Source organism: Paenibacillus anaericanus, assembly GCF_003994475.1.
GTDB classification, from domain to species: domain Bacteria; phylum Bacillota; class Bacilli; order Paenibacillales; family Paenibacillaceae; genus Fontibacillus; species Fontibacillus anaericanus.
On sequence record NZ_RZNY01000007.1, the window covers coordinates 123,441 to 149,911 of the forward strand.

Genomic DNA, 26,471 nt, shown 5'->3' on the forward strand with positions numbered 1-26,471 from the left:
ATTCCCCCCAGAGTATACATCAATCCTATAAAAAAAGAACCCCATTGGATGTTTGACTCTATCCACTGGGGTTTGCTATATACATTAGTTCTGTACTTGACCTGCCTTGTTCTTGGCAAGTTTCAAGTAGCCATGAACATTTAACAGTTCGCTATTCTCTTCAAACCGCAAGCGCATAGACCCAGCGGATTCAACCATATACGTCCGCAGGGCAGACGCACCTCCACCAAGAACATAGAAACATTCAATATCCGGGTATTTCTTCCACCGTTTTTTGATTAGATCAACAAGCTTCTGTGCTGCCCTGCCGAAATATACATCAACTATTGGACGAATATCAGCCTTCCCTTCACCCACACGTTGGATGGTAAATTCCCGATTACGTATCCGTTGGATTAATTTCGCGCGGCTTGGAAAGCGATAGCCGTACTTATCCTCTACTTCACGGATAATGGAGTCCAAATAAGTAGCAAGTCCGAACTGTTCGCCAGTACTGAACTGGTTATCGATATTCATCCGCTTCACAACAGGGAAATCTGTAGTCAAAGCACCAATCTCACAGACCCCGATGATGCCATTATGCAATTCTTCATTTCTTATCTGTAGATTATCATTCGTTGCCAAATGGAATAGTGCCGCTGCTCCTTCAACCGATACAACTGCTCGGCGAACGATCACTCGCACCGTCTTTCCGCGAAGCTCAGGAGTGGATAAGAACGTCACTTCATGTTCACCTACAAGACGTTCCTCAAAGGCTTTATGGAAAGAAACAAATGTACGGACAGGTAAACCGGTCCCGATTATGTATTCCACCTCTTCCTTCCCTCCATCAGTAGAAGGATAGGCTTTGCCTGTAAGTGCAGCAAGAGCAAGCGCTGTTAATGCTATGACCAGCGATTGGTCACTGGTTGCTTTATTATCTGTCTCTTCAAGCTCTGAGTTATCCTGATCCTCAATGGCCAGTAATCCAACAAAATATCGTTCATTGCTCTTCTTCAATTTGGGACTGTAAATTCTTACGTCCAAAGCCTTAATTGGTGAATCTTCCTCTTGTAACACATGCCGATCATAACCGGGTGAGACTATACTTGGAATAATAATGGGCTGCTGCGAGCCGTCGACTACTACTTTGACACTATCATTCCCTACGTCAATTCCGGCAAACCTAATCATAAATTCCCTCCTCGTTAAATGTACAGTACTTAAAGACACAAAGTTAAATACTCATTTCATGTAATTCCGCTTTTATTCGACAAAATCCTTCTTTTGCCAAAAATTCTGGAACATTTTTTTTCGAAATAGAAGGTATTTAAGACTATTTGCCGAATAAAGTTAAGTGGCGCAAGGAAATTAATCCCACAAAGTATATTTAAATGGTGTTCATCATTGACCCATCACCGATAGATTCAGGAGGAAATGTACAATGAAATTGAGGTTTAAACCTACTAACAAGCGGTATACCATTATGATTGTGCCAGAGGGCACAAACCCGGTATTCCGTTTTAAACTACGTTCAACTACCCTGATAGTAGCCTCTACCACAGTGATAGTTCTGTTCATCATATCCATGGTATTGTTATCCATAAATAGAGGTAACTCAAATGTAATTACTTCTCTAGAAACGGAACTCTCTCGTTCCTCAGATCGTCTTCAAACTACAGTTGACGACAAAGAAAAGGCCATTGATAAATTGCTATCCGAATTACTCGAGCTTTCAGAGAAGTCCAAGAGTATCGAAGCAAAGATGATCGAACTAGAGACGCTTGAAGCTGAACTGAAATCCATCACTAATGGTAGTAGCACGGATAAACTAGCTAGCTCAAATGTTAAACTCTCCTCAGAACCCTCTCAAGATTCTCTGGAAGAAAGTGATGGGATGGGCGGTGAAGATATCCCTTTATCCGATGAGGATGTTCTTTCCTTGATCCAAGAGACGAAAGAGAGCATTAGTAATTCACTGACTGAAATGCCTGACTTACAAGCTCGATTGGAGAAGGCAAAAGTAACCATCGAAGATTACAAGAAAATGATGACCATTCTCCCAACCTTCTGGCCTACGATTTCAACAAGAACTACATCTGATTTTGGAAGTCGTAAAGATCCCTTCACCGGAAGGCTTACTCTCCACAGTGGACTGGATATTGGTGGACAAACCGGGGATCCCATATACGCTGCTGCAAATGGAACGGTTACAGATGTTGGATATAGCTCCGCTCGCGGAAATTTTGTAACGATCTCTCATCCTTCAGGACTAGAGACCAATTACCTCCATATGAAAATCGTTACAACAACCAAAGGAACGAAGGTCAACCAAGGTGATACCATAGGGCAACTTGGTTCAACGGGTCGAAGCACAGGGCCTCACTTGCATTTTGAAGTTGTTAAGAACGGATCAACAATTAACCCCGAAATATACTTAAGTAAGCCTGGAGAGGACGTTGGATTGTAATGTTTAAGAGTAAAAGTAAAAGTAAGGATGTAAAGCTGGACCCTAATACGACGGATACGATAATTGGTACAGGGAGTATTTTTGAAGGAAAAATTAAATCCGATGCTGGGATTCGGGTAGAAGGACAAATTACTGGAGATATCGATTGCGAGGGTGATGTCACTGTCGGCGAGAATGGACAAGTTCACTCCAATATTATTGCTAGAAATATCATTATTGCTGGTACTGTGACCGGAAACGTGCAAGCAAGAAGCAAGTTATCCATTACTTCCAAAGGCAAGCTATATGGCAACATCAAATCAACTACTCTTTCTATAGAGGAAGGTAGTATATTTGAAGGAAATAGCCAGATGGAGAACATAACCCAATCCGAAGCAGTTAAGTTAGAAGTCGCCGCAGCAATCGCCGAACCTGTCGCCCCTGTGAAAGGGAATGCTAAACAGGTAGAAGAAGAAGTTACTTATAAGACTTGGTAGTCAAACTGTTTCAACCCCTAATTGTTAATTATGATGCCTGACAAATTGAAAGAGGCTCGCACAACGGTTCTCCAACCGAATGCGGGCCTCTTTCACATCTATTGAACAAGATGATTTAGACAAATTAACTATGTTGCTACCGACCATTCCTCTAACGAAAGCGAAGGCTCTGCCTTAAGCGCCAGGTCTGAGAATTCACCATTCTTCCATTTCAAGTAAGCCGCAGCACCAATCATAGCAGCGTTATCTGTACAATACACTAGTGGTGGAATCAAGAGTGGAATCTCTTCCTTCTGACAACGCTCGCTTAAAGCTGCACGCAGGCCACGGTTAGCTGCAACCCCGCCACATAATAGAAGCTGTACCGCACTAGTCTCTCCTATTGCACGGACGGCCTTTTCCACTAACACTTCAATCACGGATTCCTGGAATCCGCGTGCAATAGCCGGATGAAACTCATTCTCCCCACGCATCCGGTGCTGATTAACCGTGTTCAACACAGCCGATTTCAGACCACTGAAGCTAAAATCATAACTACCTGGTTCGAGCCAAGCGCGCGGTAAAGTTTCTACTTCCTCAGATTCGCATGCAAGCTTGTCTACATAGGGTCCTCCTGGATAAGGGAATCCGAGGGCTCGCGCGACTTTATCATAGGCTTCTCCTACAGCATCATCTCGGGTCCGGCCGATAAGCTTAAAGCTTCCTTCTTTCTCCATCAACACAAGTTCCGTATGTCCACCAGACACAACAAGCGCCATACAAGGATAGAGAATCTCATTGGTTAGTTGATTTGCATAGATATGACCCGCAATATGATGCGTTCCTATCAGTGGTTTATCGAGTGCGAATGCAAGACTTTTTGCAGCCATAATCCCAACGAGCAATGCACCTACAAGTCCCGGACCTTCCGTAACTGCGATAGCTGACAGTTTCTCTGGTGGAATCCCTGCCTGCTGAATCGCCTCTTCTAGAATCAGAGTAATGCTCTCCACGTGCTTACGCGAAGCTACCTCCGGCACAACCCCACCAAAAGCTTTGTGTGTTTCAATCTGACTTGCAATTACATTCGACAATACCACGTTCCCATTCTTTATAACGGCTGCTGAAGTTTCATCACAGCTTGTCTCGACCGCCAGAATATAGCAATCTTGTGGCTCATCTATGTTCATCTCAACAGCTGATTCTAAATTCATTAGTCCCATTCGCTTCCTTCCTCTTCTTCACCGTACTCCCGCTGTGGTAGTTCACACCACATGATCACCGCGTCCTCATGATTATCGGAATAATAGCCCTTCCGAGTGCCCACGGGATAGAAACCAAACTTACTATACAATGATTGGGCCGCTAAATTGGAAATTCGTACTTCCAACGTCATCCGGAGCATACCGAGTTCAATCGCCCAATCCATCATAGCTCTTAGGAGTCTTTTACCTAAACCGAGTCCACGATAGACGGTCCTTATTGCAATATTCGTAACGTGAGATTCATCCACGATATTCCACATGCCTGCATATCCAATCAGGCTACCTTTATGTTCCATCACAAGGTAACGCGCAAAATGATTATGCGTCAATTCATTACGGAAGGCTTCCTCACTCCAAGGAAGTGTAAATGCTTCATGCTCAATGAGCATAATATCCGGTATATCTTCCATCGTCATGTTACGGAGAATAATTTCTTCTGGATCTATTACCTTTAACGCGGCCATACTTCAATTCCTCCCTATGCGTTGCGAAGCCGAACAGCTTCCGCCTCAGCCAATTGAGTATAATTAGGCTCCAAAGAATGTACATCTGCTCTTTCGCCAGTTAAGAAGTGGTCCGCACCACAAAGTCCAACCCATATACCCTCTAACTCATAAGACATAATATGAAGGCTTTCTCCTAGCAGATTACGTAGTTCTTCCGCTGCAGCTTCATGCTGCGCAGTTTCGCCAACAAACCATACAGCGCTTGGTCTTTGCTCCGGGGTCAGCGTCATAATCTTTGCAGCCAGTTCCTGACACCAAACGTCCATGAGCCGGACCGCATCCTTCTCCAAACGGCGTGGTAAATTCCCTTCCCTCGCAGCAAAGAGTGCAGTATAAACTTGCCCACGCCTTGCATCTACTAGAGGTATGATCCAGTCCTCATCCGAATGGGTTACCCCATCATCCACGTTCGACTCAGCAGGCAGTGGCTTGATGCTCGTTGCATCCTGCTTCGTACCGTTCGCCCAGCCGCCAAGCGCTGTTGATTCCAAACTTGATAACCCAGTTACAGGCAGTTGTAACGCCCATGCCAGTGTCTTGGCCGTAGTTACCGCAATCCGGATCCCTGTGTATGAACCTGGACCCACACCTACAGCAATTCCATCCAAGTCATTTCGGCTTACCCCTGCTGCATCCAGACAATCTTGAATTGCTGTAACTAAAAAAGCTGAATGATTACGTTCAGCAAGGATATTCACTTGCGCTAGCAGCCTGTCATTCTCCATAACGGCAACCGCCAAAGAGGACGTCGATGTATCAAACGCCAATAACCGCTGCAGCGGTTGTTGTTCGTGATTATTCATTTTTTGTTAAACCCCATTTTCTTTCAGAATCTTCGTCCATTGTTCATAGCGTTTACCACGCCCGATCAAAGTCATCCGCCGCTTATTCTCTGTCACCGTCTCCACATAAATGTGCAGTATCTCCGGTGGAAGAATATCCTCAATCAGACTAGCCCATTCCACCAGCGTCACACCATGTCCATAAAAATATTCATCCAGCCCAAGTTCATCTGCTTCTGCCTGGGACAGCCGATAGACATCCATATGATAAAAAGGCAATCGGCCTTCATATTCCTTAATCAGTGTAAAAGTTGGACTGTTCACTGTGTCCTTTACGTTCAAATGCTTAGCGAACAACTGGGCAAAGGCCGTTTTCCCTGCTCCTAAATCCCCATCCAGCGCAATAACAGTCCCTGGTTCAGCTTTGTTCGCAAGAAACGCCGCCAACTTCTCCGTTCCATTCAAATCTTGCGCTTCATATACAAATTGTGCAGAAGCTTTATCAAATTCCATTTCCGTTTTTACCACCTTTTAATCAACCGCCAACTAAAGTGAGAATACCCTCTTAGCGGTTTACTGAAATGCGTACCGTACTAACAAAAAAACGTATGTCCCCATTATATCGGTCCATCGCAGGACCCGCAAGGACCGAAGCAATCAGTACACTCGGCAACCCAGAACATAGAAATACATTTTGTAACCATACTAATGAAGACAACTAATCAAATCATCCTTTAAGAAAGGGGTTCCGTCTATATGCACACCGTCTGGAAAGGAGCCATCAGCTTTGGGCTAGTACATGTTCCAGTTAAAATGTTCTCTGCAACTGAAGACAAAGACATTTCAATGAAATACATTCATAAAAAATGCGGCAGCCCCCTTGCCTATGTCAGACGTTGCCCAACTTGTGATGTCGATGTCGAATGGGGTGAAATTTCAAAGGGGTATGAATACGAAAAGGGGAAATACGTACTATTTGAAAAGGAAGAATTAGAGCAACTCTCCGCTCAATCCCAGAAGAGTATCACCATCTTGGATTTTGTTGATTTGGAAGAAATTGATCCAATCTACTTCCAGAAGACGTATTACCTTTCTCCCGATCAAGCCGGTTCGAATGCCTATCAACTCCTGCTCGAAGCCATGCGGCAAAGTGGTAAGATTGGCATCGCCAAAATCGCCATTCGCTCCAAAAGTAGCCTAGCAGCCATTCGTGTCATGGACGGATGTTTGGCGGTGGAGACTATTTTCTACCCGGATGAAATTCGGCCTATTTCACAAGTGCCTAATCTGCCTGAAGGTGCCGTTGTCAATGAAAAGGAACTATCCATGGCTAAGCTACTAATTGAGCAACTGTCTACTCCGTTTCATCCGGATAAATATACCGATGATTATCGGGGAAGTTTGTTGAAGCTTATTGAACAAAAAGTGGCTGGTGAAGAGATTAGTCTTGCCCCTGCCAAACCGGAGAGTAATGTAATTGACTTGATGGCCGCGCTACAAGCTAGCATTCAAGCCGTCAAACCCGTCATTGCCACTGACCCCGGTCCCGCCCCGAAAAAGCGGACACGTAAAGCAGCAACTACGAAATCGGCTGAAGCTGATACAGACCAAAAAGCCGCCATAGTCCCCAAACCCAAACGCAGGACTGGAAGCAAGGCGGCTAACAAAACAATCTCATAAACAAAGGTTACTCTATTTGTGTAACGACACACATCTCCGGTGGCACAGTAGCCATTCCCTGAATAACAGGATGACGCATGGTCCCACCGGGGGTCCATTCCATAAATTGCACCTTTACACTAAGGGTCGGTTGAACCCATATGGCCCCTTTAACACGCTGAGGTTGATTAACAAACGGAGCGGTTTCTCTAATCATGGTTTGGATGATCTCCGTAAGCTCACGCAAATCCGCAACTTTTAACTTACCGCCTCCAGCATGTCCAATATAAATAAAATTCCCTTCTTGGTTGTATAGTCCAAGCAATAGAGCATTCACGATCCCATCTCGATAAGTCACGCCACCAATTACTGCATACAAATCGTAACCGAGCTTTAACTTCTGCCATCTGGAATCCTTCCCACCAATCAGGTAGCTACTATCCAATCGCTTGCAAACCATACCCTCCCAGCCTCGCTCCTTCATCACAGTAAACAGAGCCTCACCATCCTGTACATTAGGAACGAGTTGTAACGCAGAATGCGGAGTGATTATATTTTGCAGCAGCTGTTGTCGATGTTCAAGTGTCTCATTCGTTACCCATTGCCCGTTATAATACAAAATATCAAATATCATATATATAGCCAAAGTCCGCCCTACAGCGAATGAAATTTCCTGTTCCCTCCGCAAACTGTCGCGTTTCATAATCTCGTGAAAAGACGGTTTCCCTCCTGCCAAAGCGATCATCTCTCCGTCCAAAATGACGGAATGTGCCTGACAATATGATGGTACATCGATAAATTCAGGATACTGCCTACTACGCTCGTTCCCTTTGCGATTAATGAGCCGGGTCTCATGTCCATCATAGTAGGTTAGTATTCTTACCCCATCCCACTTAACCTGAGCAACCCAGTTGCTTCCACTGGGGATCACCTCAGTACGCAACGGCTCAAAAGGAGTTACTGGCTTCAATTCCATACCTCAACACCTCATACTCATCCCTATTTCCCAAAAGTTTGCCCTTGGCTCCGGATTTCCATTCCCTCATCCCTACTCATAGTTTTCCGTTCAACAGGTCACCCTACATTCAAAGCATTGATCCTTCCATAATTAGCGTTCAAAAAATCAAAAAGCTCTGAGAACTTGAAAGGAGTTAGCTACATGCCAAGAAGTATAAAAGGCACCATCACCATCGAAGGCGAAGAGGTATCGGTAACTAATCCAGATAAGTTGTTATGGCCCGAGGTTGGGATTAGCAAAATGATTTATTTAGAAAAGCTTACCGAACTATCCCCCTATTTACTCCGCTACTGTCATAATCGCCTCTTAACGACGATCCGGTATCCCGGAGGAATACACAGTAAATTTTTCTATCAGAAGAACGCACCAGAACCCTTACCTCTTTACGTAAAAACAATTCTGCACGAGAACATTCGTTATGTCGTAATGAATAACCTTCCTACCCTATTATGGCTGGGAAATTTGGCCTCTATTGAGTTTCATCCATCCTTGCATTTTGTCGGAGAGACGCTACCTTGTGAGTGGATCATTGACCTAGATCCTTCAGTAGAGGATGAGCCTCGGATCATGGAAGCCGCCCTCCATGTCGGAGAAGTTCTATCTTCATTAGGACTTAGCTCTGTACCCAAAACTTCAGGAGCCACGGGAGTCCAGATTATCGTGCCCGTCAAGTACGGAGTCACCTTTGAGCAGCTCCGTTCCATTGGCCATTTCGTGGCCCGCTATGTAACCGAGAAACATCCTAAATTGTTCACTATCGAACGATTCAAGAAGGACCGCGGCGATAAAATCTACTTCGACTATTTACAGCATTACGCAGGAAAAACATTGGCATCTCCTTATACCCCTCGCGCCCGCGTTGCTGCAAGTGTCTCAACACCTTTAACTTGGGAGGAAGTAGCACTTGATCCCCATCCTGCTGAATTCAACTTGCTCAATATAGGTGAACGTTTAAAAGTTCATGGAGATCTACTCCAATCGGTCGCGCCACAATCGGTTGAACTCATATTGAAGCATCTACAAAATTTGTCCCATTCCTAATCAGGGGAATCGCAGGTTATAGGAGAGGAGACAGCAGTCTTGCTAGCATCTCCGCTCCCTTCTGTAGACGCCGGCGACGCGAGAATTCTCGTGAAGTAATTGGACGGCACTCTGTCAGATCATTCTGAAAGTCCCACACCAGTTTCTCAATTGGAACAGCATCAAACAGAATCGCGATCATTTCAAAGTTATAGAAGAAACTGCGCATATCCATGTTAGCCGTACCGACCGTGGCCATTAAATCGTCCACTATCATCACCTTGGCATGAATAAACCCTTGAGTGTACTGATAAAACTTCACTCCAACTTGTAGTAGTTCTTCCACATAAGAGAGTGATGCTAGATGCACTAACCAACTATCTGAGTGATATGGAATAATAATTATCACCTCTACACCACTAACAGCTGCCACTTTCAGAGCAGTGCGAATACTAGGGTCAGGGATGAAATAGGGCGAAGTAATCCAAATACGCTGTTTTGCTGCGGCAATCGCCCCAAAGATCAATTCTTGGATAGCATCCCAATGTTGATCTGGCCCGCTGGTCAAGACTTGTGCCCGCTCGTTTCTGACACATTGGTGTTCAGGATATAGTTTGGGATCATACACCTTTTCACCAGAAGCAAGTTGCCAATCCGCTAGAAATGTATTTTGTAGAAAATAGACCGCATCGCCGTTCATTTGAAGATGAGTATCTCGCCAATAACCAAGCTTCGATGCCAACCCTAAATATTCATCACCCACATTAAGCCCACCAACAAATCCAACCGTTCCATCGACCACCAATATTTTACGGTGATTGCGATAATTCACCCTGCGGTCTAGAATCGCAATCCAAGGCGGAAGAAACAAATGTATCTCTATCCCCGCTTCCTCAAGTTGTTTAATAAAGTAGTGTTTCAGATTATAGCTTCCTAATCCATCGCATATCATCCGTACCTTCACACCTTCTCTAGCCTTACGAATCATGACCTCCTGAAAGCGAGTACCGATAACATCACTTCGAAAGATATAGAACTCCATGTGTATATGATCTTTAGCTGCCTCCATCGCAGCAATCATTGCCGCATAAGCCTTCTCTACTTGACTCAAGATCACCGTTTCGTTACATCCCGTAATCGGACTTTCGGATACATGAGTGAGTAGTTCAAATAGTCGACCTTGACTAGTAAAGTCGGGATTGGTCATCTCTTCAGGAGAAGTCACAATCGTCGATTGCTTCCATAATACAGGCTTTATTTCCTGGAATATTCGTGTTCCTTGACGACGAAGTTTTCTCCGTTTCTTATAATCCTGTGCCACGAAATAGTAGAGGATGAAACCAATAAACGGGACCAGAAACAGAATAAACATCCAAGCCATAGCTTTAGGAGGATTGCGAAATTCCAAGAATAAGATTGTAGCTATCTGATAAATAAAACCAAGTAAAATTATGATCAGCCAAACCATCCACTTCGCCTCCCCTTCAATAAGCATTAACCACCGTTTATAAATTATTCATTTCCTAGCTGCTGTGGGTATTCGATATCTCTTTTTTTTGACATGTTTTAAGAGACCCGAGAATAGATAAGTTATAGAAGCTATTAAAGTATGGGAAGGAGATGCCATGAAAAGTGCTAGTTTATCAAATCAGATGACGTTGCTAGTTCTCCGAGACGCAAATCAGCCTGTCAAACAAGTCCGTGTATCCAAGCCGCTTATCGTCGCAGTCCCGATGGTTGCCCTACTATCTATCTCTGGTCTAATCGTCAGTATGCATATAAATTCGAACCGTACCATTACACAGCTTGAGGGCCAACTACAACAACAGAGCATCCAGTTCGAAGCAGTTGTAACTGACCGAGACGAAGCTATTCAGCGACTCCAGAACGAGGTTGTTACACTATCCGGACAATCGAAAGGGATGATGGACCGGATGGAAAAGGTTGTAGAACTTGAGGCTGAACTCCAAGAATTTATAAACAAATACGGTACACAGGGGGACCTCAGCAATTTATCCGCCTTATCCTTGGATGATACGGATTCATTAGGTATCGGGGGAGAATACATCGCTGTCCATGACAACGAAATTGACGACTTAGCTAAGGAGACTGGCGACGATTTTCGCGAAATGAATGCCATGCTGGATGAGATGGAGAAAAATATTCCCGTGACGCTCATAAGAGCTACACAAACTCAATACTCTCTGACGGGGAACCCTTCGGAATGGCCTACTCCTTCCAAGAGGCTAACCTCTAGCTTCGGCTACCGCACCGATCCATTCACGGGTAAAGCCGCCTTTCATTCGGGTATCGACATCTCAGGTAAGATTGGCGATCCCGTATATGCCGCCGGTGCTGGTCAAGTCTTAACGACAGATAGAGATAGTTCGCACGGTAAATATATCGTCATACAGCACCCCGATGGACTTGAAAGCTGGTATTTACATCTCAGCGATATCGACGTCTCTGCAGGGGACATCGTAACCAAGGGACAAACCATTGGAAAAGTTGGTAATACGGGAAGAAGTACAGGATCCCATCTGCATTTCGAAATCGTTAAACAGAATAAGCCTATTGATCCTATGCCCTTCCTTAAACAATAAATCTGTTTTATAAGAGAGGATAATGCACATTGTTTAAACAAAATAAAAAAATATATCAGACTACGGATACATTAATTGGCCAAGGCAGTAGCGCCGAAGGTAAACTTGAATGTGATGCCAACTTACGGATTGAGGGTAATTTTCAGGGGGAGATTCATTGCGCCGGGGATGTCATTGTTGGTGAGACCGGAGAAGCCATATCCAATATCATAGCTGCGAATGTAATTGTTGCTGGGAAAGTGAGTGGAGATATCTCAACACAAGGAAGACTGACGATTACAAAAAACGGTAAGATCGTTGGAAATGTGCATGTTAATAATCTCATTATTTTAGAAGGCGGCATTCTCAATGGGAGTAGCAAAATGGAGAACGCACCCACCCCTGTTCCGAATATCAAAGAAAAGAAAAAAAAAGAAGTTCAGTCCGAAGCAGGATAATTCCTTGCTTCGAACTGAACTGATTAAACTGGGCACCGTAAACCATAGAATCGTTTAAGCGGCAACATCTCTCTTTTTGAACACAATCCATGAGATAACTAAGAACAGTAGCACATAGGCCGCCAGTATCCAGGAGGAGAACGCTAGGCTCATACCCGCCGCTGGTATAATAGCGCCTTGCCCCATATATTGGCCTAGATCCATATTGACAAACAAAACATATTTCGCCCATGAATACCGTGCTGGACTAAACAGCATAGTAAAAATATTTCCCGTAAACAGAATAAACATCGATAGCCCGATGGCGATTCCACCCGACCGAAATACCGTGGAGATCATAAACGAGAACACGGTAATGACTACGAGATCGATATATTTGTACAACAAACTCTCCATAATATATCGCAACGGGCTGTCTCCTTGAGCAAAGATATCTGAAGACTCTTTATGAAAAAGAAGAAACGAGATCGCCATCGCCGCGATCATAAATACAACCGTTAACGCAATCGTAAATAGCAGTACCGCTATTAGCTTGGATAGTAGCACTTTGGTACGAGTCCACGGACGAATAAGCAACAGCTTGATGGTCCCCCAAGTAAACTCACCGGCCACAATGTCAGAAGCAACAATAACAGAGAAAATAGTGGCGAGAAAATAGAGAAAGAACAACTGTGATATGACATCCCAAGCGCTCAAGACCGTGGAACCACCCTCAAGAGAAAACAATACTCCGAACATTATCGTAAGTAACGCGGTTAGTCCAAACATGATCCAGGTGCGCAACCGACGATAAATTTTCATATTCTCATTCTGTACAAGCTTTAGAAAATCACCCAATATGCCCACCCCCTGTTATCTCCAAAAACTGATCTTCCAGTGAGTGTTTAACAGTATATATTCCAAATACTGAAATACCCGACATAACCAACTTCGCATTAATCTCGGGTGTTGACTCCCGTTTCGCATTTACAATAAGACGGTTCTCTTCGATTCTACCTTCTCCGATAATCGCTTTTGCTCGCTGTGGATCATTGACTTCGAAAGCAATTTCATGCAGTTCGTTCTCGCTGTCTCCTGATTTAAGTTCTTTGATATCAATAAGGCGCCCTTGTTGAATGACAGCAACCGTATCACACATTAGCTCCATTTCCGACAGTAAATGGCTTGATACAAAAACCGTGGTTCCCTCTTCCCTCGACAATTCTCTTAAATAATCACGAAGCTCGCGAATACCTTGCGGATCAAGACCATTGGTAGGCTCGTCCAGAATCAAAAGCTTAGGCTTGTGTAAAATAGCCTGAGCCACACCTAGCCGCTGGCGCATGCCAAGCGAATAGGTCTTCACTTTATCGTGAATTCGATGCTGCATTCCCACGCGCTCTACTGCTTCCATAATCCTCTGCTCAGTAACCCCGGGTGACATCCGGGCATAATGCAGTAGATTCTGATAACCCGTAAGAAACTTATACATTTCAGGATTCTCAACAATAGCACCTACATGGGATATGGCCTGCTCAAATTCATCCTTAATACTGGAACCTTGAATCAGGATATCCCCCTGGGTAATGGACATTAACCCCACCATCATCCGAATGGTTGTTGTCTTCCCGGCCCCATTAGGTCCCAGGAATCCAAACACCTGACCCGCTGGAATATCTAGCGTTAAATTATCAATTAGCGTTTTGGAACCTATCTTTTTACTTACACCTTTGATCTGGACGACAGTTTTTTTCTGCATTCTTTGTTTCACACTCCCTACCTTGGTGAGATTTACACCCACTCATAAACATCATTCTTGCCAGTTTACCATATATTGAATGCGAATTAAAAAATGAGCAGTCGATATCAAGAACGCACAAACCGAAGACACCTCGACCTTATTAAGGGCAGGGTATCTCCGGTTTGTAATTTCTTGTCTATTTATCTGCTTATTTTCCCGAGCAAGCTAATTCCCGAGTACTTGCTTCAAAGGCAGCAAGCAGTGCAGCTTCTCCTTGTAAACCATCGTCCTGAAATTTACGGATTTGCTCTAGCATCACTTTATAGTCCTTAGGAATAACACGTACGAACTTCGGAAGATACTCGTTCCAGTTATCCAACACCTGCTGACCCACTGGACTATCCGTGTAGAGAGTATGACGACTAATTAGTCTTTGAATTTCTTCGGCTTCGGCAGCATCTTGAACTCTCTCTAATAATACCATTTCATGATTGCACCGATTGACTAGCCCACCATCCGTATCTAGTACGTAGGCAATACCACCCGACATGCCGGCAGCAAAGTTACGGCCTGTTCCCCCAAGAACAACCACTACTCCACCGGTCATATACTCGCAGCCATGGTCCCCAACGCCTTCAACGACGATGTTCGCACCTGAGTTACGTACCGCAAACCGTTCTCCAGCAATACCACGTACATAAGCCTCGCCACTAGTCGCACCATAAAACGAAGTGTTACCAACAATAATATTCTCTTCTGCGGCAAACGTTGCATGAGCTGAAGGTTTCACGATCACCTTCCCACCCGACAGTCCTTTACCAGTATAATCATTGGTATCGCCTTCTACAGTAAGTGTCATACCTTTGGGCACGAATGCACCAAAGCTTAAACCTGCTGATCCCTCGAAAGAGAATTGGATCGTGTCCTCTGGCAAACCTGCTGCACCGTAGATACGTGTCACTTCACTGCCTAATAGAGTCCCTGTAGCCCGATTCACGTTACAGATCGACAAGTTAGCGCTAACGGCTTCCCCGCGCTCTAATGCAGGCGCAGCTAGATCTAATAGCTTTGTAACATCAAGCGTCTCATTCAGTGCATGATTCTGCTGTTGTGTACAATAGCGACTACTTCCTTCACTCTGTACTGGCACATGCAACAGTGGTGTGAGATCTACACCCTTCTTCTTCCAATGATCAACCGCCTTAACCGCGCTCAAGCAATCGGTACGGCCAATCATGTCTTGCAGACTTCGGAAGCCGAGTTCAGACATCCATTCACGTAAATCTTCGGCCACAAAGGTCATAAAATTAACCACATGCTGTGGGTCCCCAGCAAAGTTCTTCCGCAGCTCTGGATTCTGCGTTGCCACTCCAACCGGACAAGTATCCAATTGACAGACACGCATCATAATGCAGCCCACTGCTACAAGCGGTGCTGTGGAGAAACCGTATTCTTCTGCACCAAGTAAAGCAGCAACAGTGATATCACGACCACTAAGCATTTTACCATCTGTCTCCAGTACGACACGATCACGCAAATTATTCAACATAAGCGTCTGATGTGTCTCAGCCAGACCTAGTTCCCATGGTAGACCTGCGTGACGGATCGAACTCTGCGGCGAAGCACCCGTACCGCCATCATAACCACTCACGAGAATTACATCTGCACGTCCCTTCGCTACACCAGCTGCGATCGTACCCACTCCAGCTTCAGACACGAGCTTCACGTTGATACGAGCACGTTGATTCGCGTTCTTCAGATCATAGATTAGTTCAGCTAAGTCTTCAATGGAATAAATGTCATGATGTGGAGGAGGCGATATGAGCCCAACCCCAGGAGTTGACCCACGTACTTCCGCTACCCAAGGATATACCTTTTTACCCGGAAGTTGCCCACCTTCGCCAGGTTTCGCTCCCTGTGCCATCTTGATTTGGATTTCATCTGCATTCACTAAATAGTGAGACGTTACACCAAATCTCCCTGATGCCACCTGCTTAATAGCACTCCGACGTAAATCCCCATTGCTATCAGGTATAAATCGTGCCGGATCCTCCCCGCCTTCACCCGTATTGCTCTTGCCACCGATGCGGTTCATCGCGATAGCTATCGTCTCATGTGCTTCCTTACTAATTGAGCCGAAAGACATCGCACCTGTCTTAAAGCGACGCACAATTGAAGCGGCCGATTCTACTTCTTCAATCGGTACCTTTGGGCCCACCGGTTTCAGATCAAGTAAAGAGCGTAGAGTTAAATGCTTCTTATCCTCACCCTGTACGAGACTGGCGAATTTCTTGTACAATTCATAATCACCAGTACGAACAGATTGTTGCAGTAAATGGACGGTTTGTGGATTAAATAAGTGTTCCTCTCCGTCACTTCTCCATTGGAAATTCCCACCGGAATCAAGTACTTTATCATTTCCATCTTTATCTGTGAAAGCTCTGAAGTGATGAGTAAGTGTCTCCTCAGCAACTTCTTCAAGACCAATCCCGCCAATGCGGGTTGGGGTCCAAGTGAAGTATTTATCCACGAACGAATCATTGAGACCAACAGCCTCAAATATTTGCGCTCCTCGGTACGATTGAATCGTCGATATCCCCATCTTCGACAATGTCTTGATAACGCCTTTGGTCGCGGCTTTGATAAAGTTCTTAATCGCCTTTTCATGTGAAATGCCTTGTAACATTCGCTGCGAAATCATATCACCCAGTGTCTCAAATGCTAAATAAGGATTCACTGCGCTGACTCCATAGCCTAACAATAGCGCAAAGTGATGAACTTCCCGTGGTTCCCCAGTTTCGAGCAAGATGCTGACTTTGGTTCTTGTCTCTTGAAGAATAAGATGATGATGCAAACTAGATACAGCCAGCAATGCAGGAATAGCAGCATTCTCCATATCCATACCACGATCGGATAAGATTAGAATATTATGGCCTTTGGCAATAGCTTGATCCGCCGCTTCACAAAGTGAAGAAATAGCCGTCGCAAGCCCTTCTGTTCCTTCATTTGCTGGAAACAAAATCGGAAATGTCATCGAATTAAATCCCGGACGTTGAACATGACGTAGCTTCGCAAAATCTTCATTGGATAAAATAGGACCGTCCAGTGTAATTTGTCGACAACTCTCCGGCTCTGGATTGAGCAGGTTTCGCTCAGGACCTATAGTTGTTATAGTCGAAGTCACAAGTTCCTCCCGAATGGCATCAATAGGAGGGTTCGTTACTTGAGCGAACATTTGCTTGAAATAATTGTAAAGTCTTTGCGGACGATCCGACAATACAGCAAGTGGTGCATCATATCCCATGGATGCTAGACCTTCGACTCCAGTCAACGCCATGGGCTCCAACACTTTACGCAAATCTTCAAAAGTATATCCAAACGCCATCTGACGACGTACGATATCTTCATGTCCTCCCTGCGGAAGTTCCGGAGCTACCGGTAGATCCTTCAGTGCAATAAGATGCTCATCAAGCCACTGACGATACGGGTTCTCTCTAGCGATAGAAGTTTTCACCTCTTCATCCGAGATAATCCGTCCTTCTTTGGTGTCTACAAGTAACATACGCCCCGGACGAAGACGGTCTTTATACAGCACATTTTCCGCCGGAATATCGAGTACTCCTACCTCTGAAGACAATACGATCAAATCGTCCTTTGTTACATAATAACGCGCAGGTCGGAGTCCGTTCCGATCTAGAATCGCCCCGATTTGGACCCCATCCGTGAACCCCATAGCCGCAGGCCCGTCCCATGGCTCCATCAGCGAGCTATGATATTCGTAGAACGCTTTTTTATCTTTATTCATATAACTATCCGTACTCCACGGCTCCGGCACCATCATCATAGCGACATGGGGCAGGGAGCGTCCACTAAGGTATAGAAACTCAAATGTATTATCAAACATCGCGGTATCCGAACCGTCTGGATTAATGACAGGTTTGACCTTATCCAGATCATCACCAAAAGCTTCGGTTGCAAACATCGACTGCCGTGCATGCATCCAATTCACATTACCACGAAGTGTATTAATTTCACCGTTATGAATCATAAACCGATATGGATGTGCTCGTTCCCAACTTGGAAACGTATTTGTGCTGAAACGGGAATGGACCATAGCGATCGCTGATTCTAATTTTTCATCCTGTAAGTCAAGATAGAACTCCCCAACCTGCTCAGTTGTGAGCATGCCTTTGTAGACTACTTTCTGACAAGATAAACTTGATACATAGAATGAATCTCCTTGATCCGCTCCACCATACCGAATCGTAAGTTCAGCACGACGACGAATCACATACAACTTACGTTCAAAATCGAGATTTTTGCTTAGCCCAGCACCGCGGGCAATAAAGACCTGGCTAACGAACGGTTTTGCTTCCTTTGCCGATTTACCGAGCATGTCATCACGTGTTGGAACGGTACGAAAACCGAGCAGGTGTTGCCCTTCCTCCTCAATAATCTTAGCGAATTGTGCTTCCTGTACTTTGCGGATAGTCTCATCCTGTGGCAGAAATAACATCCCTACTCCATACTCTCCTGGCCCAGGCAAAGTAAACCCGAGCCCTTTTGTTTCTTCTGCGAAAAACAAATGAGGGATTTGCAGTAATATACCTGCACCGTCGCCTGAATTGGGTTCACTCCCCTGTCCACCGCGGTGCTCCATGTTACTTAACATCGTCAGTGCTTGGCTCACGATCTCATGAGACGCCTCACCTTTAATATGGGCCACAAATCCCATACCGCAAGCGTCTTTTTCAAATGAAGGATTATAAAGTCCCTGTCGTGATGGGTTCACAGTATGTTTCATTTTGAACACTACCTTTCTCTACATCAAATAAATCCGGTTTGCCTTTGTTTTAATTCTAACGGAAAATAGCTCTATAGTTTTTGCACTATTTTCTCTTTCTTTTGCACTAATGGATACAATTTTACGGCGAATTTGTTGACAACTTCACAAGAAACGAAAAAGGCCCGTTCGCTGGCTTTAACACCAGTAAACGGACCTTTCATAATCCTATAACTTTTTTCTATTCCTTTTTAATTAAGCACTCAATATCGCCTCGTTGCCAACTTCTTCCTCACTACGATCATGACGTAGGAAGTATACCAGTGTTAGTGCTAGGAACAGCAGTCCAAATATCATAAGAATGCCCATGTGACCCCAAGCGACACCGAATTGACCACTCGAGATAACCGCTTTGTACCCACTAACACTATACGTCATTGGTAACCAAGGGTTAAATACTTTCATCCAGTTAGGAATTAGTTCCAGTGGGAACGTACCCGCGCTGGTCGTTAATTGGAAGATTAGCATCAGGATTGCTAAGAACCGTCCTGGATTTTCAAGCCAAGTTACAAGCGCTTGAGTGATAAACATGTAACATAAACTAGTGACGAAAGTGAACAAATAGAAGAGTGGAACACTTTGTACTTCTAGACCTAATACATACAACACCAGAATAGCGGCTAGAATTGATTGAATCAAACTCATCAAACTAAAAGCTAACACTCGGCTGACAAAACGATTCCATCCGGTTGCATCTGCAACAGCAGATCCCCGCATTGGAACTACTAGTGTAGAGATAAGTGCACCTATAAAGAGTCCCAATGATAAGAAATAAGGTGAGAATCCAGTACCGTAGTTCGGTACTTCATCAATTTTATGTTCCTCAATTTCGATCGGTTGAGCGTACATGTTTACAAGTGCATCGGTTTTCTTCACGCTCGAAGTTTTATCCGCAGCTTCGTTCAGCTTAGTAGCCAATTCTCCTGAACCTTCTGTAAGCTTATCCATACCATCTTTCAATTCGCCAGCGCCACTGTCCAATTGTTTAGAACCACTAGCAAGCGTACCTACGCCACCAGATAATTGGTCCATACCATCTTGGATTTGCTGTGCACCAATACTGAGCTTACCAGAACCATCGGCAAGCTTTTTCCCACCAGTTGCAGCTTCTGACAATTTACCATTAAACTGCTTCAATCCAGCTGCAAGTTGCTCTTGTCCTGCTGACACTTGCGTTGCACCTTGTAGCAATTGTTCCTGTCCTTGAGAGAGCTTCTGACTACCTTGTAGTAATTGCTGTTGTGCACCATTCAAATCTTTGCTGCCTTGCAACAATTGTTGTTGTCCTTGAAGCACTTGTTCACTACCCGTTGCAACCGCTTGGCTCGCTGCCAACAGTTTTTGCACTGCAGGGTTACTTGCAAGCTCTGGACTTGCTTTTGTTAGTTGCTCCAACCCTTGTGCTACTGCTTTGGCACCTTCAGTTACTTTTCCAGTTCCTTGCACTGAAGATTCGAGACCCGCTACTAACTTCTCACTACCCTCGCCAGAAGATTTCAATCCGGCACTAAGTGTATTCGCACCTTCCAAGGAAGATTGCAGACCTGCCTGTAATTGCTTACCGCCAGCACTAGCCTTCACAGCACCATCTTCTAGTTGCAAACCTGCCGAAGTTAACTGATCTAACCCACTCGCTAGAGTAGAAGAACCTTTTTGAAGATCTTCAGCTCCTTGGCTTAGTGTACCTGCTCCATCTTTCAATGGAGTAATTCCAGATTCCAGCTTAGTTGTTCCATCAACTAATTTAGCCAAATTCTCTTTCAATTTCAGTGCACCATCATCGAGTTTAACAGCTCCATCATTGAGTGTGTTGGCCCCGGTTCCTGCATCACCCAATCCACCGGAGATTTCCTCCACTTGATCGAACAAAGTTTCAGTATACGCTTCAGTCACTTTTGCAGAAACTTTGGTTTTGATCTCTTTAACAGCCGTACCACCAATTTGTGAGGCCAAGAAATTATAGCCCTCATTCGGCTCATAAATAAGTTGAGCTGGTTCTGGATTTTCATCCATCAAAGTTGTTGCCTTGGATGAGAAGTTTTCTGGAATAACGATTGTCATATAGTATTCGTTATTCTCCATCCCTTGCGCCGCTTCTTCACGGGTGACAAACCTCCAGGAGAAATCATCACTTTTCTTTAATTCTTCCACAAGGTCATTACCAACTTCGAGTGACTTACCCTCATAGTTAGCGCCCGTATCCTGATTAACAATAGCTACAGGAAGCTCATTCATTTTACTATATGGATCCCAAAATGCAGTAAGAAACATTCCACTGTACAACACAGGAATAAACAAAACTACAATTATTGGAATAAATACCTTAGGCTTCTTAAAGGAAGCCTTTAAATCACTAAAAAATACCGACAACGATCTCATATGTTTTTCTCTCCTTGTTATAACCAATATATCTGTGATCCTATCACTTTGACGTGCAGGTCCCTTTAGGGCCAGCATCTCTTATTCTGGTGACAATCCGCCTGTTAGAAACATCTTGACGAATTCCTTGATTTGCGCCTCATTTAATGGCTCATGAAGCTTGTTCCAATCTGAAGTCAGTGCAACGTAAAGCTTCATTAAGATAAAAGAAATGACTTTTGGATCAAATGAGCGAATTTCTCCACGTTCTACTGCACGAGAAATTTGACGTTCCAAATAATCGAGAATTGCATTCTCAACCTTCTCCAGTCCTTCTCTTGCCTGCGGTGTGCCAAAATCACGTACTTCTTGAAAAAGTTTGATCAGTAATTCTTGCTCTCTTCTATAGACCAAAAGAGCATCCATACTTTGGTACAAGTTCTCGAAGAACGGTTTATCCTCGTGTACTTCCTGCTCTGATATCCGCTTCATATCCGCAATGATGGAGCGAAGAATTTCATCAAACAATTCCTCTTTATTTGTAAAAAATGTATAAATCGTACCCTTGGCCACATTAGCAATTCTTGCCACTTGGTCCATCGTCGTCGCTTTGTAGCCGAACAGGGCGAACGATTTCTCCGCCGCTTCGATGACTAGTTTCCGGCGATCTACCACAGCCATCTTATGCACCCCCTTTTCTTCCCTCTTCTTAAACATTAAATGACTAAAATACGATTTCGGTCATTTGGTCATAGCTCACTTTAACATTTTCATGAATGTAATGCAAGTATATTTCAAGAATTTTCATCTTTTTTCATTACATTAAACATTCCCCGACTAAAGTCCAGCAAAGGACCCGCCCGCAGGCTCTTACATGATCGTTATAAAAAAACTAAACTAGCAATACAGATATATAAGCGTGCCGATTATCATAGTTAGTTCAAATATGATGTAATTATAGGCTGACCGATCCACAGCGTGATCGGATAAAATTTGAAGCAGGTGATCAAAGCTATGACTAAAAAACGAGTGCTTATCTTATCAGAAGGCTTCGGTAGTGGACATACTCAAGCTGGATATGCTCTAGCTGCTGGACTTAAGAAACTCAATCCACAGATCAAGACGAAAGTGCTGGAACTAGGTTCCTTTCTTAATCCCACATTAGCACCTTGGATTCTGTCAGCTTACAAACTCACCATTAATACAAGCCCCGCCTTGGTAGGTTTACTCTATCGAAAGCAATATAAGAAACCATTGGGACGTCTCTCCACCTTAGCCCTTCATAAAATGTTCTACCATCATGCAGCTCAGGTAATTCGGCAGCTGAGACCCGACCTTATTATATGTACACATCCTATTCCTAATACGATCATCTCAAGACTCAAAGCGGCCGGACTCAATGTTCCATTATGTACTCTTATTACCGACTATGATGCACATGGTTCATGGATTACTCCAGAAGTCGAACATTATCTTGTTTCTACATTAGAGGTGCGTGATTTGCTAATCGGACGCGGAATAAGCCCAGAAGCCATTCAGGTGACCGGCATTCCCGTTCATCCGGAGTTCTGGAACATTCAGAATAAACAATCCGCAAGAGCAGAGCTTGGAATCAAAGATATGCCGACCACTCTCATTATGGGTGGTGGTTGGGGGCTACTCTTCAAGGAGGAGTTCATCAATCGACTCAGTTCCTGGAGAGATAGCGTTCAACTTGTATTCTGCATGGGGAGTAACGAGAAACTAGTTGCAAAACTACAGAAGCATCCCGCTCTTCGGCATCATAATATTACTGTGATGGGACACACATGTGAAATTAGCAAATGGATGGACGCCTCCGACTTGCTAATTACCAAACCCGGAGGGATGACCTGTACAGAGGCTCTCGCAAAGGGAATACCGATGCTGTTCTATGAATCTATCCCTGGGCAGGAAGAGAAGAATCGCGAATATTTTGTCAGTAGAGGATATGGGGAGGTTCTCGCCTCAGGCGATATTCTAGACAAATGGCTTAAATCCATTTCAAATGAAGTTTCACGAAGAGAGTATTTCAAAAAAACATCTCAGCTTCATCCCCTTTATAAACCTGAACGTTGTGCCATGGATGTTATGGAACTATTGCACTCTTCACTTGCTACAGTTCAGGTAGACAGACGTGCCTTAGGAATTGCCGGACTTAGAGCGAATTAATATGGTGATCCAAAAAAAGAGGCTATTGATCAACAATCCCCCATTCTTTTAATTAATACTTAAAATCTGTGATTTAAATCTCAATCACAGATGACACTTTAGAATTATAATGTAAGTTAGGTCTCAGGACTTAATTTCATACAATTCTATATAGAAAGATTTGGGGGAAACCAATTATGGGGTTTGCAAAAAAAATTACCGCAACCGTTATCGGAATTCTTATGCTTGTCGGTGCGCTAATCGGTGTATTCAGCTATCAAACAGCACAACGTCAAGTTTATGAATCCGTAGGGATTGAAGTGGTGGGTTGTGCAAATATCACTACAGGGCTCGTAACTCCGAGTGACATTGAGAAGTTGGCAGCAGGTGACTCCTCCGATCTCGCTAAGATTGAAGAACAACTGAACTGGACTGTTGATCATAAATCACTATTCAAGGAAGTGTTCATTCTCTCGCTTGACGGAAAAATTCTGGCCGCCGACCAACATTTGAAGCAACGTGGTTACAGCGCTGGACAAGCATTCTATTTTGATCAAGCTGATAAAGACATGATCACCACCATGAAACACACGGTTTATTCTAAGGTATATACATATGATGGAGTTGACCTCTTAACTGGTTATGGCCCCATTTATAAGGACCATGATCCAAATAAAGAAATCATCGCTCTTATGGCCATTAATTTCGATGCTTCCATTATTCATGATCGGACTTGGGAGATTATTACCTTGCCCTTCATTATTGGAGCTATCGTATTCCTTATTGCAGCCATCGTTCTCTATTTCCTCATTCATTGGATGATTCGTCCAATCGAGAAGTTATCCACCCAAGTGAATCAGGTAGCAAAAGGTGATCTGACTGTGCAACCATTATCCCTGAATAGTAAGGATGAGGTCGGCAGGTTGGCACGTGATTTCGGAAATATGACAGTCAGTCTTCGGGAACTAATTACGGAAGTTAACGATATGTCTCTTCAGGTTTCCTCATCGTCGCAGCAATTATCTGCAAGCACGATGCAAACAGGTAAAGCGAGTGAACAAACTGCATTAATTACGCAAGAACTTGCTCAAGGTGCAGAGCAACAACTGCGTAGTTTGGAAGAAGGCTCCAAAGCATTACAAGAGATGGCACAGTTCATTACCCAAATCGCCCAGAATGCCCAGAATGTCTCCCAAGCAGCGCAGACTTCCTCATCTGCTTCGCAGCAAGGTAGCCACTCTATCAAACTTACGGTAGAGCAAATGAGTACAATGGAAGAAAAAATTCTTTTGCTCTCTAATAACGTTCAAGAACTGAGTAGCCATTCAAAGGAAATCCAAAGTATTCTTGATATCATAACCGGTATCTCAGCTGAAACTCATTTACTTGCCATCAACGCTGCAATTGAAGCGGCACATGCAGGTGAACAAGGTAGTGGCTTTGCTGTTGTAGCTTCCTCTGTCCGCAAGCTAGCGGAACGATCGACAGAATCGGCGAAGCAAATCGCTACACTGATTGATTTCACATTAAATAAAATGGAACAAACGAGCGATACGATGGATGAAGCTGCTAAAGAAGTCGCCCATGGTACACAACTGGTGCGTAGCGTTGGTGAATCCCTAACTGAAATCGAAAGTTCATCAGAGTATACTGCCAAAGCAATCAACAAATTATCAGGCACCGTTCGGCATTTATCTACCAACTCAGAGCTATTGGTACAATCGATAGAGAAGATCGTCGAAGTAGCGAATGAAACAACTGATAACGCTCAAAGCATGTCTGCAGCTTCTGAGGAACAATTAGCCTCTATGCAGGAAGTAGATGCATCAGCTAGTTTCCTTTCCAGTCTGTCTGACAAGCTTCAGACTCTTATCGAACGATTCAAGGTATAACCCCCCTGTTATTAGTTAAAAAAAACGCCCCTTATCCAATGGATAAGGGGCGTTTCATCATTAACTTATTTACTTGAGTAAGCATTCAACATCCATCTGTGCTTGTCTAATGCAGTTAGCATGCCCAACAGTAAGTCTGCAGAACCTTCGTCCTCTGCTTCTACTGCTGCTTCCATTCCTTGCTTAAGTTCTTCACTTATCGTTTCAAAATCAGCAATAACAGCAGCTACCATCTCTTCAGCACTTTCCTTGCCGTTTGCTTCTTTGATGGTTGCGATAGCCAAAGATTCTTTCAGTGTAGCAATCGGAGATCCTCCAATTGCAAGCAACCGCTCAGCAATTTCATCTAAATAACCAGTAGTTTCATTATACAATTCTTCAAATTTCTCATGTAGTGTAAAGAATTTAGCACCTTTTACATACCAGTGGAAGCTATGAAGTTTAGTGTAGAGCACCGTTAAGTTTGCGATCTGCAGATTCAATTTCCCTTGAAGTACTTGTTCACCTTGAGTTAGAATTTGATTTGCCATTTCTTGTTCCTCCATTCACCAATGTAATATACAGTTTGTCTAGAAAGCTTCAGAATTTAAATATTTTAAATTTAGACTAGATCTAAATCTTGTTAATATAATATCACTTAACCTGCCCATAAGCAATCCCATATCACTGAAATGCAGTTTTTGTATCATATGTTAAGTAAAGTTTGTGCCTTTTAATGACCTATTATTCAAAAAAAAGAAAAAACCGACGCATATTCGCATCGGTTCCTCCCTTGTAATCAAATTCAGATCTGCTCTCGGATATGAAGCTTAAATTGCTCCAAACTCCGTTCGATTTGCCGAAGTCCATCTTCAACAATTCGACGATTTACTACATTCTCTGTTTCGAGTTTGGGCAGTCGGGAAAGGGACTTCTTCTCCTCTTCCCAATAGGCTTGACGACGCTGGATCTCTTTGTATTTATCCAGAAGATCCGTAATAATATCGTAGAAGCGCTCGTAATCGACGATAACATCATCGAGGAAGCGGTCAACTTCTTCCTTCTCATACCCTCGCATTTTCACATCGAAATCCTTCTCATGAATGCCTAGTGCATTTAACTTGATTCCCAGTTGTTTAAACAGACCTTTCTGGTCCTCCAGTTTTCGTGAATAATCATCTTGCATTGGTATCCCTCCGTACATAAGCTTACACCTGGTTATTAGTAATCCCGTTTATAATGTAACATATTCATAACCGTTTATCGATATTCGGCAGTTCATGAAGTAAATCCATCATCCTTGTTGTCATGGATCT

General features: G+C 43.9%; 22 protein-coding genes. 8 read left to right on the top strand and 14 right to left on the bottom strand.

The features are described from left to right. Positions 1-84: 84 nt before the first annotated feature. The gene (locus EJP82_RS10720; RefSeq protein WP_127192044.1) at positions 85-1,173 is read right to left on the bottom strand and encodes a ParM/StbA family protein; all 1,089 of its coding nucleotides are present in this window, start codon (positions 1,171-1,173) and stop codon (positions 85-87) included. Positions 1,174-1,423: 250 nt separating this feature from the next. On the opposite strand from EJP82_RS10720, the gene EJP82_RS28640 reads away from it, so the two are divergent. Next, the gene (locus EJP82_RS28640) at positions 1,424-2,449 is read left to right on the top strand and encodes a M23 family metallopeptidase (protein ID WP_127192045.1); all 1,026 of its coding nucleotides are present in this window, start codon (positions 1,424-1,426) and stop codon (positions 2,447-2,449) included. Then, positions 2,449-2,925 (top strand): bactofilin family protein, encoded by a 477-nt coding sequence (locus EJP82_RS10730; RefSeq protein WP_127192046.1) that lies wholly within the window; start codon positions 2,449-2,451, stop codon positions 2,923-2,925. The genes EJP82_RS28640 and EJP82_RS10730 overlap by 1 nt, the downstream gene beginning before the upstream one ends. 128 nt (positions 2,926-3,053) lie before the next feature. Here the strand turns inward: EJP82_RS10730 and tsaD are convergent, their stop codons facing one another. From tsaD to tsaE, 4 genes are read right to left on the bottom strand one after another with little or no spacing between them, the layout of a single operon-like run. Continuing rightward, a complete protein-coding gene (tsaD, locus tag EJP82_RS10735; protein ID WP_127192148.1) occupies positions 3,054-4,118 on the bottom strand; it encodes a tRNA (adenosine(37)-N6)-threonylcarbamoyltransferase complex transferase subunit TsaD in 1,065 nt (354 codons plus the stop codon). Then, the gene (rimI, locus tag EJP82_RS10740; protein WP_246054043.1) at positions 4,118-4,633 is read right to left on the bottom strand and encodes a ribosomal protein S18-alanine N-acetyltransferase; all 516 of its coding nucleotides are present in this window, start codon (positions 4,631-4,633) and stop codon (positions 4,118-4,120) included. Before rimI ends, tsaD begins: the two co-directional genes overlap by 1 nt. 14 nt (positions 4,634-4,647) lie before the next feature. Beyond that, on the bottom strand, positions 4,648-5,478 hold the full coding sequence (tsaB, locus tag EJP82_RS10745; protein ID WP_127192047.1) for a tRNA (adenosine(37)-N6)-threonylcarbamoyltransferase complex dimerization subunit type 1 TsaB: 831 nt from the start codon (positions 5,476-5,478) through the stop codon (positions 4,648-4,650). Between the two features lie 6 nt (positions 5,479-5,484). Continuing rightward, on the bottom strand, positions 5,485-5,970 hold the full coding sequence (tsaE, locus tag EJP82_RS10750) for a tRNA (adenosine(37)-N6)-threonylcarbamoyltransferase complex ATPase subunit type 1 TsaE (protein WP_127192048.1): 486 nt from the start codon (positions 5,968-5,970) through the stop codon (positions 5,485-5,487). Between the two features lie 243 nt (positions 5,971-6,213). On the opposite strand from tsaE, the gene ku reads away from it, so the two are divergent. After that, complete coding sequence (gene ku, locus EJP82_RS10755) at positions 6,214-7,137, top strand: non-homologous end joining protein Ku (RefSeq protein ID WP_127192049.1); 924 nt, start codon at positions 6,214-6,216, stop codon at positions 7,135-7,137. A 7-nt stretch (positions 7,138-7,144) separates the two neighbouring features. Here ku and EJP82_RS10760 read toward each other — a convergent pair whose 3' ends face one another. Next, positions 7,145-8,092: an ATP-dependent DNA ligase gene (locus EJP82_RS10760; RefSeq protein WP_127192050.1), complete on the bottom strand. Its 948-nt coding sequence runs from the start codon at positions 8,090-8,092 to the stop codon at positions 7,145-7,147. Positions 8,093-8,275: 183 nt separating this feature from the next. Here EJP82_RS10760 and ligD point away from each other — a divergent pair, with 183 nt between their 5' ends. Next, complete coding sequence (gene ligD, locus EJP82_RS10765; RefSeq protein ID WP_127192051.1) at positions 8,276-9,175, top strand: non-homologous end-joining DNA ligase; 900 nt, start codon at positions 8,276-8,278, stop codon at positions 9,173-9,175. A 16-nt stretch (positions 9,176-9,191) separates the two neighbouring features. Here the strand turns inward: ligD and cls are convergent, their stop codons facing one another. Continuing rightward, positions 9,192-10,622, bottom strand: coding sequence for a cardiolipin synthase (cls, locus tag EJP82_RS10770; protein WP_127192052.1), 1,431 nt, complete (start codon positions 10,620-10,622; stop codon positions 9,192-9,194). Between the two features lie 157 nt (positions 10,623-10,779). Between cls and EJP82_RS10775 the strand changes: the two genes are divergently transcribed. Further along, positions 10,780-11,757 carry a M23 family metallopeptidase gene (locus EJP82_RS10775; protein ID WP_127192053.1) on the top strand — a complete coding sequence of 326 codons (978 nt, stop codon included), beginning with the start codon at positions 10,780-10,782 and terminating at the stop codon, positions 11,755-11,757. Between the two features lie 29 nt (positions 11,758-11,786). Next, entirely contained in the window at positions 11,787-12,194 is a 408-nt protein-coding gene (locus tag EJP82_RS10780) for a bactofilin family protein (RefSeq protein ID WP_127192054.1), read from the top strand. A gap of 54 nt (positions 12,195-12,248) precedes the next feature. On the opposite strand, the gene EJP82_RS10785 is transcribed toward EJP82_RS10780, so the two are convergent. The 5 genes from EJP82_RS10785 to EJP82_RS10805 all read right to left on the bottom strand — a co-directional run bounded on the left by EJP82_RS10785 (position 12,249) and on the right by EJP82_RS10805 (position 21,796). Then, positions 12,249-13,031, bottom strand: coding sequence for an ABC transporter permease (locus EJP82_RS10785; protein WP_127192055.1), 783 nt, complete (start codon positions 13,029-13,031; stop codon positions 12,249-12,251). Further along, the gene (locus EJP82_RS10790; RefSeq protein ID WP_425464334.1) at positions 13,024-13,944 is read right to left on the bottom strand and encodes an ABC transporter ATP-binding protein; all 921 of its coding nucleotides are present in this window, start codon (positions 13,942-13,944) and stop codon (positions 13,024-13,026) included. Before EJP82_RS10790 ends, EJP82_RS10785 begins: the two co-directional genes overlap by 8 nt. Before the next feature lie 178 nt (positions 13,945-14,122). Then, on the bottom strand, positions 14,123-18,718 hold the full coding sequence (gltB, locus tag EJP82_RS10795) for a glutamate synthase large subunit (protein ID WP_127192057.1): 4,596 nt from the start codon (positions 18,716-18,718) through the stop codon (positions 14,123-14,125). A gap of 234 nt (positions 18,719-18,952) precedes the next feature. After that, positions 18,953-21,136: a YhgE/Pip domain-containing protein gene (locus tag EJP82_RS10800; RefSeq protein ID WP_127192058.1), complete on the bottom strand. Its 2,184-nt coding sequence runs from the start codon at positions 21,134-21,136 to the stop codon at positions 18,953-18,955. Between the two features lie 81 nt (positions 21,137-21,217). Next, entirely contained in the window at positions 21,218-21,796 is a 579-nt protein-coding gene (locus EJP82_RS10805) for a TetR/AcrR family transcriptional regulator (RefSeq protein WP_127192059.1), read from the bottom strand. 333 nt (positions 21,797-22,129) lie between these two features. Between EJP82_RS10805 and EJP82_RS10810 the strand changes: the two genes are divergently transcribed. Together EJP82_RS10810 and EJP82_RS10815 are read left to right on the top strand one after the other, a co-directional pair. Next, positions 22,130-23,305, top strand: coding sequence for an MGDG synthase family glycosyltransferase (locus EJP82_RS10810; protein WP_127192060.1), 1,176 nt, complete (start codon positions 22,130-22,132; stop codon positions 23,303-23,305). A 176-nt stretch (positions 23,306-23,481) separates the two neighbouring features. Next, positions 23,482-25,176, top strand: a complete 1,695-nt coding sequence (locus EJP82_RS10815; protein WP_127192061.1) for a methyl-accepting chemotaxis protein — start codon at positions 23,482-23,484, stop codon at positions 25,174-25,176. 65 nt (positions 25,177-25,241) lie between these two features. Here EJP82_RS10815 and EJP82_RS10820 read toward each other — a convergent pair whose 3' ends face one another. Both EJP82_RS10820 and EJP82_RS10825 read right to left on the bottom strand, forming a co-directional pair. Beyond that, entirely contained in the window at positions 25,242-25,706 is a 465-nt protein-coding gene (locus EJP82_RS10820; protein ID WP_127192062.1) for a Dps family protein, read from the bottom strand. Between the two features lie 254 nt (positions 25,707-25,960). Then, complete coding sequence (locus tag EJP82_RS10825; protein WP_127192063.1) at positions 25,961-26,341, bottom strand: DivIVA domain-containing protein; 381 nt, start codon at positions 26,339-26,341, stop codon at positions 25,961-25,963. Between the last annotated feature and the right edge of the window lie 130 nt (positions 26,342-26,471).

Coding starts and splice junctions, on each gene's coding strand:
- tsaE (WP_127192048.1), bottom strand. CDS start 5,970: ATGGAATTTGATAAAGCTTCTGCACAATTTGTATATGAAGCGCAAGAT.
- EJP82_RS10730 (WP_127192046.1), top strand. CDS start 2,449: ATGTTTAAGAGTAAAAGTAAAAGTAAGGATGTAAAGCTGGACCCTAAT.
- tsaB (WP_127192047.1), bottom strand. CDS start 5,478: ATGAATAATCACGAACAACAACCGCTGCAGCGGTTATTGGCGTTTGAT.
- gltB (WP_127192057.1), bottom strand. CDS start 18,718: ATGAAACATACTGTGAACCCATCACGACAGGGACTTTATAATCCTTCA.
- EJP82_RS10775 (WP_127192053.1), top strand. CDS start 10,780: ATGAAAAGTGCTAGTTTATCAAATCAGATGACGTTGCTAGTTCTCCGA.
- ku (WP_127192049.1), top strand. CDS start 6,214: ATGCACACCGTCTGGAAAGGAGCCATCAGCTTTGGGCTAGTACATGTT.
- EJP82_RS10810 (WP_127192060.1), top strand. CDS start 22,130: ATGACTAAAAAACGAGTGCTTATCTTATCAGAAGGCTTCGGTAGTGGA.
- EJP82_RS10815 (WP_127192061.1), top strand. CDS start 23,482: ATGGGGTTTGCAAAAAAAATTACCGCAACCGTTATCGGAATTCTTATG.
- tsaD (WP_127192148.1), bottom strand. CDS start 4,118: ATGAATTTAGAATCAGCTGTTGAGATGAACATAGATGAGCCACAAGAT.
- EJP82_RS10805 (WP_127192059.1), bottom strand. CDS start 21,796: ATGGCTGTGGTAGATCGCCGGAAACTAGTCATCGAAGCGGCGGAGAAA.
- EJP82_RS28640 (WP_127192045.1), top strand. CDS start 1,424: ATGAAATTGAGGTTTAAACCTACTAACAAGCGGTATACCATTATGATT.
- EJP82_RS10760 (WP_127192050.1), bottom strand. CDS start 8,092: ATGGAATTGAAGCCAGTAACTCCTTTTGAGCCGTTGCGTACTGAGGTG.
- rimI (WP_246054043.1), bottom strand. CDS start 4,633: ATGGCCGCGTTAAAGGTAATAGATCCAGAAGAAATTATTCTCCGTAAC.
- cls (WP_127192052.1), bottom strand. CDS start 10,622: ATGGTTTGGCTGATCATAATTTTACTTGGTTTTATTTATCAGATAGCT.
- EJP82_RS10800 (WP_127192058.1), bottom strand. CDS start 21,136: ATGAGATCGTTGTCGGTATTTTTTAGTGATTTAAAGGCTTCCTTTAAG.
- EJP82_RS10825 (WP_127192063.1), bottom strand. CDS start 26,341: ATGCAAGATGATTATTCACGAAAACTGGAGGACCAGAAAGGTCTGTTT.
- EJP82_RS10820 (WP_127192062.1), bottom strand. CDS start 25,706: ATGGCAAATCAAATTCTAACTCAAGGTGAACAAGTACTTCAAGGGAAA.
- ligD (WP_127192051.1), top strand. CDS start 8,276: ATGCCAAGAAGTATAAAAGGCACCATCACCATCGAAGGCGAAGAGGTA.
- EJP82_RS10720 (WP_127192044.1), bottom strand. CDS start 1,173: ATGATTAGGTTTGCCGGAATTGACGTAGGGAATGATAGTGTCAAAGTA.